This is a genomic window from Actinokineospora sp. NBRC 105648 (assembly GCF_030269645.1).
In the GTDB taxonomy this organism is placed as follows: domain Bacteria; phylum Actinomycetota; class Actinomycetes; order Mycobacteriales; family Pseudonocardiaceae; genus Actinokineospora.
Map to the genome: position 1 here is coordinate 108,723 of NZ_BSTR01000017.1, position 12,078 is coordinate 120,800.

Genomic DNA, 12,078 nt, shown 5'->3' on the forward strand with positions numbered 1-12,078 from the left:
GTCAGGAGAAGCGGCCCGCCAACGCCTCGATCAGACCGATGCCCAGCTCGCGCGGCCAGGTCCAGATGAACCCGGAGAACCAGAGACCGATCACGAGCGCGATTCCGTCGGCGATCAGCAGCAGGGTGGTGACCCGCCGGGTCGTCGGCGTCCCGGCGTCGCCGAGGAACACCGACCGGTACATCGCCACCGTGCCCGTGGCGATGACCACGACCAGCAGTGTCGAGACCACCAGGGCGACGTAGTTGCCTGCCTGGAGCTCCTTGAGCTCGTCGACGTGGGACACCGCCACCCCGAGCACCAGGCTCAGCAACGGCGAGGTGAGGATGATCGCGAACATGATGAACGTGAGCGTGTAGGCGAAGACGTCCAGCAGCACCGAGCCCTTGCCCCGCTTGGCCTGCGGCTGTTTCCGGTGCGACGGCACCGCCTTGGGCGCTGGCCCGGTCGACACCGGGGTCGGCAGGCGAGCGGTGACCCGGGGCGCCCTCGGCGCCGGCTTGGCCGGAGCCGGGCTCGGCGCCCGCTGCTCGCGCTTGACCGCCAGTGCCCGGATCGCCCGCGCGAGGTCGCGGCGGGCCTCGGTCAAGGCGGCCTGGTCAGCTCCTTCGGCGGGCTTCTCGGGTTCTGCCCTGGGAACCGGGCGGCTGGTCGAGAAGCTGGGGTTGAGGCTGAGCGCGAGTTCGTGGACGTTGTCGGTGCCGCGTTGCTTCGGCGCGGGCAAGCCCCGTTCGCGCATCCTGAGCGACAGGTGCCGGTAGAGCAGGTGCAGGTCCAGCTCCTCAGGGCCCGCGGGCACCCCTTCGCGGAGCAGCGCCAGCAGCTCCCCGGAGAACGCCGTGTGACGCGCCCCGACCGGCGCGAGCGAGGGCACGTTCGACGACGACGAGGTCATCGTGTACGTCCCGCGCACGCTGACCTGCCCCATCACCGTGCCCTCGTGGTCGGCCATGGCGTCCTCGATGGCCCGCCCGGAGTAGCAGCAGTCCAGGATGAGGATCCGGGTGGCGGCGGTGCTCTCCAACAACTCGTCGCGCACCCACTCGAACGGCAGCGCGGAGTAGCGCGGCCGCGTCAGGTCGGTGCCCGCCAGCGCCAGGAACAGCTCGTGCTGCCGGGTGCCGAGCACACCGTGTCCGGCGAAGTAGATCAGCAGCACGTCCTCGGCCTGGCCCGCGATCTCGGACAGCTCTCTGGCTACCCGCGCCGGATCCGACCAGTTCTCCAGGACCGCGCAGTGCGTGAACCCGCCGGTGGCCGGGTCGGTTAGCGCCGCCTTCAGGTCGGCGAGGTTGTTCGAGACCGACGGCAGGTCCGACAGCCCACTGTCCTGGTACACGCTGGTCCCGATAAGGACGGCGCGGGAACGGGCTCGGTTGGGCAGCGGCACGGCAAGCGGGCTCCTGTCAGGACGACAAGTCGCGGCCCAACTTACACAACGCGACCGGTCCGACACGCGGATTCCGCCTGCCCGGCCCAACCGCGAGGTCGCCGAGGTTGGCGCGGTGACCCACCTCGGCGACCTCGGCTCAGCGCTTCCTGGTGGTCTTCGGGCGGGCGCCGACGTAAGCCGCCAGGTGTTCGCCGGTGAGCGTGGAGCGGTCGGCGACGAGGTCGGCGGGGGTGCCCTCGAAGACGACCCGGCCGCCGTCGTGGCCCGCGCCGGGCCCGAGGTCGACGATCCAGTCCGCGTGCGCCATGACCGCCTGGTGGTGCTCGACGACGATCACCGACTTGCCCGAGTCGACCAGCCGGTCGAGCAGGCCGAGCAGCTGCTCGACATCGGCCAGGTGCAGGCCCGCGGTCGGCTCGTCGAGGACGTAGACGCCGCCCTTCTCGGCCATCCGGGTGGCTAGCTTGAGCCGCTGCCGCTCGCCGCCGGACAGCGTGGTGAGCGGCTGGCCCAGGCTGAGGTAGCCGAGCCCGACGTCGGCCAGCCGGGTGAGGATCGCGTGCGCGGCGGGCAGCTGCGCATCACCCGCGCCGAAGAACGCCTCGGCCTCGGTGACCGACATCGCGAGCACCTCGCTGATGTCGCGGCCGCCGAGGTGGTAGTCCAGCACCGACGCGTCGAACCGCTTGCCCTCGCACACCTCGCAGGTGGTGGCGACCCCCGCCATCATCCCCAGGTCGGTGTAGATCACCCCGGCGCCGTTGCAGTTGGGGCAGGCGCCCTCGGAGTTGGCGCTGAACAGCGCGGGCTTCACCCCGTTGGCCTTCGCGAACGCCTTGCGGATCGGCTCGAGCAGCCCGGTGTAGGTCGCCGGGTTGCTCCGCCGCGAGCCGCGGATCGCGCCCTGGTCGATCGACACCACGTCCGCGCCCGCCGGGATCGACCCGTGCACCAGCGAGCTCTTGCCCGAACCCGCGACGCCGGTGATCACGCAGAGCACGCCGAGCGGGATGTCGACGTCGACGTCCTGGAGGTTGTGCTCGGTCGCCCCGCGGATCTCCAGCACGCCGGTTGGCGTGCGCACCGCGTCCTTGAGTTTGGCCCGGTCGTCGAAGTGGCGGCCGGTGATGGTGCCGCTGGACCGCAGCCCGTCGACGGTGCCCTCGAAGCAGACGGTGCCGCCCGCGGTGCCCGCGCCGGGGCCCAGGTCGACGACGTGGTCGCCGATCGCGATCGTCTCCGGCTTGTGCTCCACCACGAGCACCGTGTTGCCCTTGTCCCGCAGCCGCAGCAGCAGGTCGTTCATCCGCTGGATGTCGTGCGGGTGCAGGCCGATCGTGGGCTCGTCGAAGACGTAGGTGACGTCGGTGAGCGAGGAGCCCAGGTGGCGGACCATCTTGACCCGCTGCGCCTCGCCGCCGGACAGCGTGCCCGAGGGCCGGTCCAGCGAGAGGTAGCCCAGACCGATCTCCACGAACGAGTCGAGGGCGTGCCGCAGCGCCGCCAGCAGCGGTGCCACCGAGGGCTCGTCCAGGCCGCCCACCCAGTCGGCGAGGTCGCTGATCTGCATCGCGCAGGCGTCGGCGATGCTGATCCCGTCGATCTTCGACGACCGGGCCGCCGCGCTGAGCCGGGTGCCGTCGCACTCCGGGCAGGTGGTGAAGGTGACCGCGCGCTCCACGAAGGCGCGGATGTGCGGCTGCAGCGAGTCGACGTCCTTGGCCAGCATCGACTTCTGCATCTTCGGGATCAGACCCTCGTAGGTCAGGTTGATGCCGTCGACCTTGATCTTGGTCGGTTCCTTGTGCAGCAGGTCGTTGAGCTCGCGCTTGGTGAACCGGCGGATCGGCTTGTCCGGGTCGAAGAACCCGCAGCCGTTGAAGATCCGGCCGAACCAGCCCTCCATGCTGTAGCCGGGGATGAGGATCGCGCCCTCGTTGAGCGACTTGGTCTCGTCGTAGAGCTGGGTCAGGTCCAGGTCGGTGACCGATCCCCGGCCCTCGCACCGCGGGCACATGCCGCCGGTGATGCTGAAGCTGCGCCGCTCCTTCACCGCCTTCCCGGCGCGCTGCACGGTGACCGCGCCCGCGCCGCTGATCGAGGCCACGTTGAAGGAGAACGCCTTGGGCGAGCCGATGTGCGGCTTGCCCAGCCTGCTGAAGACGATCCGCAGCATCGCGTTGGCGTCGGTGGCGGTGCCGACCGTGGAGCGCGGGTCGGTGCCCAGCCGCTGCTGGTCGACGATGATCGCGGTGGTCAGCCCCTCGAGCACGTCGACGTCGGGCCGGGCCAGCGTCGGCATGAAGCCCTGCACGAACGCGCTGTAGGTCTCGTTGATCAACCGCTGCGACTCCGCGGCGATCGTGCCGAACACCAGCGAGCTCTTGCCCGAGCCGGAGACGCCGGTGAACACCGTGAGCTCGCGCTTGGCGATCTCGACGCTGACGTCCTTGAGGTTGTTCACCCGCGCGCCATGCACCCGGATCACATCGTGGTTGTCGGCACCGTGGTTGTCGGTACGGCGGTTGTCGGTGCTGCGGCTGTTGGCACCGCGCGGCGCAGGCGACTGCGTGCCCTTCCTGGTGGCCATGCTGATCGTGTCTCCATCTGTGGGGCCGGACCGCGCGCGGTCGGGCCGTCGGTGTCGCCTGGCGCGCTCGTCGAGCGGTGGATCTGGTTCCTGCGCATTCTGGTACCCGCCGCCCGAGGCCCTGGCGGGTGCCGACCTCACTGGTCCTGGAGCAGCCCGAGCACGTTGCCGTCCGGGTCGGTCACGGTGGCGACCAGCCGACCGCCGCCGACGTCGTGCGCGGGTTCCTTGACGGTGGCGCCCGCGGCGGTCACCTCGGCCAGCTTCGCCTCGATGTCCGGCACGTGCCAGTAGGTCACCGGCGAGGTCATGCCCTGCCCGCCCCCGGGCACCAGCCCGATGTGCTGGCCCGCGGCCTCGAAGCCGACGTAGTAGGACTCGTCGGCCTGCGGCGCCACGCCGAGCAGCGCGGTGTAGACGGCCTTGGCGGCGGCGAGGTCGGACACAGGGTGCAGCACGGTCTTGATCCCCTGGGTCGGCGAACCGGTCATGGTCACTCCTGAGGTCGTGGTGGCGTCGATGCCGGTCACGCTAGGTGAAGCCCGGCGCCGACGCTTCTCGAATCCTGACCGGTCCGCCCACCACCACCACCACCATCATCACGACCAAGCAGCCACCACCACGCGGCGGCGCTAGTCCCAGTCCCAGCCGATGCCGACCACGCCGGGGCCGACGTCGTGGCGGAAGACGTGCGCCGACCGCGCACGGGAGAGCGTCAGGTCGCCGTCGTGGTGGAGTTCGACGTGTGGGGACTCCTGGAGCAGCCGGTAGCAGCGCGTGGGGCGGGCGGCGGCGTCGAACCGCACGGAGAGCAGGAAGCTGTCGGCCCTGGTGCGGAACGCGTGCCGGTAGTCCACGTCCACCGTGTCGCTGCCCGCGCACTCGAACTCGAACAGGTAGGTCTCGTCGACGTGCAGCGGTCGGTCGAAGAGCAGCTCGGTGACCGAGAGCGGACTCGTCCGGTGCCTGCGCAGCTTGCCGACCCGGCAGTTCTCCAGCGCCCGCGTGGTCAGCTTCGCCGGGGTGGCGAGCGGTTCGGCGCAGTAGACCGCGACCTGCCTGTCCACATTGGACGCCAGCGCCCGGACCAGGAACCGGCTGCGGACAGCGCTGATGGCGCGGTTCGCGCCCAGCGAGACGGTGGTCTCCTGCCAGAGCGTGTGCAGGGACCGGCCGTCGATGCCGATGGAGCCGTCGGCCGTCTCGGCGATCTCGGCCGCGAGGTCGAGCAGCCCGCCGTACCCGCTGGGCCTGCGCCCCGCCCACCGGCCGCGCGGCTTCGGCGGGCCGAGCAGGGCCTGCAGCGACTGGGCGGGCAGCCCGAGGAGGGTCTCGATGGCCCGGACCGCGCGCAGCGAGTCGGTCCGCTCGGGGCGGCTGCGCCCCCGCTGCCAGTGGCTCACGCTCGCCGGGCTGACCTTGATGCCCGCGCGCGCCAGCCGGTCGCAGAGGTGCGCCAGGCTCAGGCCGCTGTCCTCGATGGCCGCGCGCAGGGCGTCGTGGAACGGCCCGGTGCGCAACAGGTCCGCGGTCGTCGCGCGATCTGCCTGCCGGGCGCCCGGATCGGTCTCAGTGCGCATGGCCGTTCGGGACACTGCCGGAGCCGGTGTCCCGACTCGTCGGATTCGGCCCGTGACCCGCGGTCACGGGGACGGCCAGGCCCACCGGACCCCGAAGACCCCGGCGGGCAGTCCGGACTCGGCGAGCAGCGCGGTGTGCGAACCCCCGATCCAGAGGTCGCCGCGGCTCTCCTCGGCCGCGGCGGGGGTCCGCCGGACGTAGCGGCGGCACTGGGCGGGGACGGCGTCGGGTTCGAACCGCACCTGGAGCACGAACTCCCGCACGGGCTGGGCGAACCGGTGTTCGTAGTTGACCATCGCCAGGCCGCTCGGGAACCGCCACTGGTACTCCAGCAGCGCCGGCTCGCCCGGCTCCAGCACCCGGTCCAGGATCAGCTCGGCCGCGGTCATCCCGGTGGACCGGTTCACGTGCACCCGGCCGATCCGGCAGTTCCGGACCTGTTCCAGGACTGGGGTGTTGCTCGGGTCCTCGTCGGTCAGGTGAGTCACCGCGCAGCGCGAGTTCCCGTCCCGGTCGGCCCGCACCAGGTCGCGCAGGTGGATGGCGGTGACCAGGCGCTCGCTGTTGACCGTGACGGTCACGCTGGTGCTGACCCGGCGCACCCGGCCCAGCGGCGTGATCCCGATCGCGGCCAGCGCGTCGAGCAGGGCGGGGTCGTCGGGCACGGCGGCCCGGGCGGTGCCGCCCGGTCGCCCGGCCGCCCACCGGCCCCGGGCGCGGCGCGGACCCAGCAGCGACACCAGCGCGTCCGACCGCAGTCCCAGGTAGTGCTCCAGCAGGCGCACCGCCCGCAGCGACGTGGACCGCTCGGGGCGGCTGCGTCCGCTGCGCCAGTAGCTCAGGGTAGGGAGGCTGACCCGGACGTCGTGCTCGGCGAGCCACCCCTGCATCTCTTCCAGGGTGCAGCCCCTGGCCTCGACGGCCCGCCGCAGCGCCTCCGGGAAGGCGTCGTCGCGCGGCGCGAGCGGCCGTCCGGCGGTCGGGGGTTCCGGGGGCGTCTGCTCGGTGGCGGCCTCGACGTCGAGATCTGTCTGCATGCTGACCACCCTCGTGTGCGCCACGCGGTTCACTGCCGACCGCCGCCCCCGGACCGACCGGAGCGCCCTCATTATGCGATTCATCCGCCGCATGTCCAGGACTGTCGCGGGCCGGGTTCATTCACAGTATTGCGCGTTGGCACTCTTCGTGAGCCGGTCGAGGCACTGGCGGGCAGGTTTGCCGATGCGGTGATTAACCGAAATGGGGCGAGCCGATTCGATTGTTAAAACTCGAAGGGTGATTTCCGGTGACGAATTGCCCGGGCCGCCGACGTACCGGTAGCCGTCTGGGGGGGTCCCGCCGCGAACGGGGCCCGCTGCCGACTCCCATCGACGGCGGCCCCGCGGCGGATGGTCTCCCCGGTCAGCGGGACAGGCGGTCGCGCGAGCGGGTGTGCGACTGGCCGACGGCGTGCCGGTGGGCCAGTGCCAGCGCCCACGCGTCGGCTCCGCCGCGACCCGGCTGGTACCGCGGCGCCGTGCGCCAGAGGTCGAGGAACACCTCGTAGGCGATCTCCTCCGCCCGGACCCGGTCCTCGACCAGGGTGCGGATCAGGCCGAACACCGGCCCGGCGAGTCGGTCGTAGAACAGCGCGAACGCGTCTTGGTCGCCCTGGGCGACCGCGTCCACCAGGTCGTCGTTCGTCATCTAGACCCCCACCAGCGACTCGGACCGCGTGGCCGCGGTGGCCGGGGGCGCTGCCCGCACCTGCTGGGGACTTCCCGTGACGACGACGATGTTCCCGTCGGGATCGATGGCGATGAACCCGTCCGACGCGCGCGACACGTCGTGGGACACACCGATCACCGCGCCGCACGCGCGAAGCTGGGAGCGCAGCGCCGCCACCTCGGTGGCGCACACGCCCAACACGGTCGTCGGCCGGGCTCGGATCTCCGGGTCGTGCACGAGCACGACGTCCTCGGACCGCACCCGAGCGGACCGCGTGCGCAGCAGCACCCACCCGTCGGCGGTGCTCGACACGTCGAACCCGAGCGCCAGGTAGAAGTCCAGGGAGCGGTCCATCTGCCGTACCCGCACCCGCCGCGCCCCCGCGGGTCGGGCATCCGACGCGGGTTCGTGGGGGTTCTGCCGGTCGGTCGCCGCGGCCGCGGTCATCGGCTCGGGGTGGGGCGCAGGTCGAGAAGGCGGTCCAGCCCGGTCAGCGTGAGCGGCCGGGTGACGGCCAGGTGCTGGGCGACCACCCGCAGGCGCAACCCGTCGGCAGCGCAGTCGTTGTGCGCGTTGGCGATCACATGCATGCCGCCCGCGCCGAGGAAGGGCACCGCGCACAGGTCGAGCATGATCCCCACCGCGCCCTGGACCGTCCGCAGGTCGCGCCGGGCCCGGATGAGCGCCTCGGACAGCACCGGCGCGGTGGCCGCGTCGAGGTCGCCGGTGATCTGGACGCGCAGTTCCGAGCCGCTCCCGCACCGCTGCCAGCTGATCACGAGGCGGAGCAGCCGACCGGCGCGCCGCGTGGGTGCCGCGATCCGGGGAGGCTCTGGCGGCGGGGATACCTGGCCCTGGCTCGGTATCCGGGGCGTGTCGACCAACGAGATGTGAACGCGCATCGACTCCACGATCGGCTCCTGACCGTCCGGGCTCGGCGAAGGCCGAGTGCGGAGGTTGAAGGAATCGTCGCAACCGCGGGATCTGGGCACGTCCCGACGAAGAGGACCCCAGCGTAGCCCGGAGTTAGCGCGCGCGCCTGCCTGTGGCGCCGAGCCCACGATCGAGCGGTGCGCGCGTGCCGCCCGTTCAGGTCGCACCGCAGGTCTTGCCGAGGTCTTCGCTGTTCAGGCGTGCCGCGAGTCATCGTGGTCCTAAACTAGGACCAAGTGGTGCTTCTTCAGGACCCGCCAGTGCGCTCGGCCGGGGATCCGCTGCTCGGCATCGCCATGTTTCACATCGGGCCGCTGCGGGAATCACCTGAGTTGGAACGAAAGTTGCCCGAGCCCCCGGCGACATGGGACTCGGGAAGGATCTTTGAATGTCCACGACCCCGGTGACAGCGACCCCGGTGGCCGCGCCACCCAGTGCGCTCGGCGCCAGCACCACTGCCGGTGACTCCACTGCTCGTGACTCCGCCGCTTTTGACTCCGCTGCCCTTGACGCCGCGGCCACCGACGCCTCTGCCCGTGTCACCCCCGGTCGAAGCGACTTCGCCGAACTCACCGGCGTGGTCCGCCGCGCGGGCCTGCTGGACCGGCGCCACGGCTACTACGCCGTGAAGATCGCCGCCACGCTGCTCGCCTTCGCAGGCGGGTGCGTGGCGTTCGTGCTCCTGGGGGACTCCTGGTGGCAGTTGAGCACCGCGGTGTTCTTCGCCGTCATGTTCGCCCAGCTCGCGTTCCTCGGCCACGACGCCGGGCACCGGCAGATCTTGCGCTCCGGCCGGGCGAACGACCGGATCGGCCACACCCTCGCGGGCTTCGTCGGGATCAGCTACGGCTGGTGGATGGGCAAGCACACCCGCCACCACGCCAACCCGAACCACGAGGACGAGGACCCCGACCTGGACATCCCGATCCTCGCCTTCACCCGCAACCAGACCCAGGGCCGGGGCGGGTTCGTCCGCTGGACCGCGAAGAACCAGGCGGCGCTCTTCTTCCCGCTGCTGCTGCTCGAAGGGCTGAGCCTGCACTGGACCAGCGTGCAGACCGTGTGGCGGGGCGAGGTCAAGGCCCGCCGACTGGAGGCCGCGCTGCTGGTCGGGCACTTCGCCGGCTACCTTACGGCGGTGTTCGTCGTGCTGCCCCTGCCGTTGGCGCTCGCGTTCATCGCCGTGCACCAAGGCCTCTGGGGCGTGTACATGGGCTGCTCGTTCGCCCCCGGGCACAAGGGGATGCCCACCTACACCGACGCGAACACCCTGGACTTCCTGCGCAAGCAGGTCCTCAGCAGCCGCAACGTGCGCGGTGGTCCCTGGGTCGACTTCGCCCTCGGCGGCCTCAACTACCAGATCGAGCACCACCTGTTCCCCAGCATGCCGCGGGTCAACCTGCGCCGAGCGCAGCCGGTGGTGCGGGAGTTCTGCGAGCAGCGGGGGATCGAATACGCCCAGTGCGGACTCCTGCGGACCTACCGCCATGTCTTGCAGCACCTCTACGACGTCGGCGCACCACTGCGCGCGAAGGCCGCTGTTCAGTAGCCGAGGCTGCGCCCGCGCGTTCACCGTCGAATCCGATCGTGTCGGTCCGTGTGATGACCAAGCACTATGGGTACTCCCGGCGTGCCGCACCAACCGGGCGCATCGGACTCCACCGCTCGGCCAGAGACCGACCTGGTCGAGACCGCCACCGCCCGGTCCGGCGATGTCCAGGTCGAGAAGGAAGTCGAGAGCATGATCGTCGAATGTCGGCCGCGACGTCCAGCGGCCAGTGGACCCGCCCGCCGTGCGCGGCTCGATCAGGGGGCGTCGTGGAGTTGACCGCTTCCCATGGTCCCCCGTCGTTCTCGATGTCGTTGCCGGGCGCGCCCACCAGCGTCGCGGTCGCGCGGCGGGACCTGCGCCAGTGGCTGGTCGGCAACGGCGTCCTGGACCGCTTGCTCGAAGACGTCGTCCTGTGCGCGAACGAGGCGGTGACCAACGCGATCGAGCACGGCTACGGCGGTGGCTCCGATGGCTCGGACGCCGTTGTGCAGCTGTCGGTGCAGTTGGTCGCGGGCGCGGTCCTGGTGACCGTCGTCGACCACGGCGAGTGGCGACCGGCGCAGGCCGGGCTCGGCGTCGCCCACGGCTGGGGCCTGCCGCTGATCAAGTCCATCTCGGACACCATGGACCTGACCCACTCGGCCGGGCGTACCGTCCTCACCGCACGCCTGCGCCGCGGTACCTGAGCGCCGTCGTGGACACACCGCGGGCCGACACTCCCTGTGTTCGCCTGGCGGATCGACGGAGCGGGAGAGGGGATCGGGGGCTTGGGAACGGAGACCGTGGAGTTTCCCGCCGGTGTGCGCGCCGACGGTCTGCCCGCGGCCCTGTCGGATCCCGCGCGGCTGGCCGCGGTACGCGCGACAGGCCTGCTCGACACCGGCCCGGAGGCCGCGTTCGACGACCTCGCGTCTCTTGCGGCGGCGTTGACCGGGTGCGGCCGGGCGTTCGTGACGCTGGTCGACGAGCGGCGTTCGTTCTGGAAGGCGTGCATCGGGGTCGACCTGCACGAGGTCCCGGACCGGCAGGACCCGGTGCGGGAGAGTTTCTGCTATTTCCTGGTGGGGTTGGGCGACACCTTCGCCGTCGAGGACGCGGTCAACGACCCGCGCACGCGTGACCACCCGTCCGTACGGCCGATGAACATCGGCGCGTGGGCCGGGCACCCGATCTTCGACGGTGACGGGCGGGTCCTGGGCAGTCTTTGCGTGATCGACGACCGGCCGCACCCGTGGGACCCCGCGGTCCTGGCCTCGTTGGCGACCCTGGCACGCGCGGTGAGCACCGAGATCTCCCTGCGGCAGAGCCTGGCCGAGGCCGTCGCCGCCCAGGAGCGCAGCGCGAGCCTGGCCCGCAGCCTCCAGGACAGCCTGCTCCCGCCGGTGCTGCCGCAGGTCCCCGGACTCGACGCGGCGGCCTCGTACCTGCCCGCCGGTGGCGGCACCACCGTGATCGGCGACTTCTACGACCTGTTCCGCGGCGAGGGCGACCAGTGGCACGCCGTGCTGGGCGACGTGTGCGGCAAGGGCGTCGAGGCCGCCGAGGTCACCGCCCTGGCCCGCTACACCGTGCGCGCCGAGGCCAGCCAGCACCCCGCCCCCGCCACCGTGCTGACCCGCCTGAACACCGCGCTGCTGGCCCAGCGCGACGACGGCCGCTTCCTCACCGCCGTGCACCTGACGTTCCGCGCCACGCCCGAGGGCATCACCGGCACGCTGTGCCTGGCCGGCCACCCCCAACCGCTGCTGCGCCACGCCGACGGGCGCGTCGAACCCCTCGGCGTCCTCGGCACGCTGCTGGGCGCACGGCGCACCGTGACCCTCACCGAGGTCGCGTTCCGCCTCCGCCCCGGCGACACCCTGCTGCTCTACACCGACGGCGCCACCGAGGCCCGCGCCCACCGCCCCGGCGCCCCGCTGTTCGGCGAGGTGGGGCTCACCCGCGCCCTCGCCGACTGCGGCGGCCTGACCGCCGAGGCCACCATCGCCCACCTGCACCGGAACCTCGACCAGCACACCGGCGGCTGGGCGAGCGATGACACGGCCCTGCTGGTCGTCCGCGTCCCGCCGACCACCCGATCGACCTGACCCGGGAATCCGGTTCGTGCGCGAAATCCGGTATGCGGCCACTGAATCCGGTACAGAATAGAAATATGAACTCCCTTTTGAAACTTTTACCATTCTGGTATTGTAGATAGTCTCGCTGGTATGCTTGTCGGGTGCGTGGGGAACAGCCTGGTGAATGTCGAAACCAGTGCGGCACAACCTGGGGAATGCGGTCCACCTTCGAGTTCGCTGTCGCCCGCCTGCTGTCTCCGCGCAC

At 71.5% G+C, this 12,078-nt stretch carries 11 protein-coding genes; 3 read left to right on the forward strand and 8 right to left on the reverse strand.

The window, feature by feature from the left end; all coding sequences use genetic code 11:
* Position 1 precedes the first annotated feature (1 nt).
* The 8 genes from QSK30_RS17280 to QSK30_RS17315 all read right to left on the reverse strand — a co-directional run bounded on the left by QSK30_RS17280 (position 2) and on the right by QSK30_RS17315 (position 8,173).
* Positions 2-1,456 (reverse strand): caspase family protein, encoded by a 1,455-nt coding sequence (locus tag QSK30_RS17280; protein WP_352231584.1) that lies wholly within the window; start codon positions 1,454-1,456, stop codon positions 2-4.
* Between the two features lie 73 nt (positions 1,457-1,529).
* Positions 1,530-3,989, reverse strand: coding sequence for an ATP-binding cassette domain-containing protein (locus QSK30_RS17285; RefSeq protein ID WP_285504019.1), 2,460 nt, complete (start codon positions 3,987-3,989; stop codon positions 1,530-1,532).
* Positions 3,990-4,120: 131 nt separating this feature from the next.
* A complete protein-coding gene (locus tag QSK30_RS17290) occupies positions 4,121-4,474 on the reverse strand; it encodes a VOC family protein (RefSeq protein WP_285503978.1) in 354 nt (117 codons plus the stop codon).
* A 141-nt stretch (positions 4,475-4,615) separates the two neighbouring features.
* Complete coding sequence (locus tag QSK30_RS17295) at positions 4,616-5,563, reverse strand: helix-turn-helix domain-containing protein (RefSeq protein WP_285503980.1); 948 nt, start codon at positions 5,561-5,563, stop codon at positions 4,616-4,618.
* Between the two features lie 63 nt (positions 5,564-5,626).
* Positions 5,627-6,601, reverse strand: a complete 975-nt coding sequence (locus tag QSK30_RS17300) for a helix-turn-helix domain-containing protein (RefSeq protein WP_285503981.1) — start codon at positions 6,599-6,601, stop codon at positions 5,627-5,629.
* Between the two features lie 364 nt (positions 6,602-6,965).
* On the reverse strand, positions 6,966-7,250 hold the full coding sequence (locus QSK30_RS17305) for a sigma factor (protein ID WP_285503983.1): 285 nt from the start codon (positions 7,248-7,250) through the stop codon (positions 6,966-6,968).
* A complete protein-coding gene (locus QSK30_RS17310) occupies positions 7,251-7,718 on the reverse strand; it encodes a VOC family protein (protein ID WP_285503985.1) in 468 nt (155 codons plus the stop codon).
* Positions 7,715-8,173, reverse strand: a complete 459-nt coding sequence (locus QSK30_RS17315; protein WP_285503987.1) for an STAS domain-containing protein — start codon at positions 8,171-8,173, stop codon at positions 7,715-7,717. Before QSK30_RS17315 ends, QSK30_RS17310 begins: the two co-directional genes overlap by 4 nt.
* A 419-nt stretch (positions 8,174-8,592) precedes the next feature.
* On the opposite strand from QSK30_RS17315, the gene QSK30_RS17320 reads away from it, so the two are divergent.
* The 3 genes from QSK30_RS17320 (at position 8,593) to QSK30_RS17330 (ending at position 11,843) form a co-directional block, all read left to right on the forward strand.
* Positions 8,593-9,753 (forward strand): fatty acid desaturase family protein, encoded by a 1,161-nt coding sequence (locus QSK30_RS17320; RefSeq protein WP_285503988.1) that lies wholly within the window; start codon positions 8,593-8,595, stop codon positions 9,751-9,753.
* A gap of 203 nt (positions 9,754-9,956) precedes the next feature.
* Positions 9,957-10,442, forward strand: coding sequence for an ATP-binding protein (locus tag QSK30_RS17325; protein WP_285503989.1), 486 nt, complete (start codon positions 9,957-9,959; stop codon positions 10,440-10,442).
* 81 nt (positions 10,443-10,523) lie between these two features.
* Complete coding sequence (locus QSK30_RS17330) at positions 10,524-11,843, forward strand: PP2C family protein-serine/threonine phosphatase (RefSeq protein ID WP_285503990.1); 1,320 nt, start codon at positions 10,524-10,526, stop codon at positions 11,841-11,843.
* The last annotated feature ends 235 nt before the right edge of the window (positions 11,844-12,078 follow it).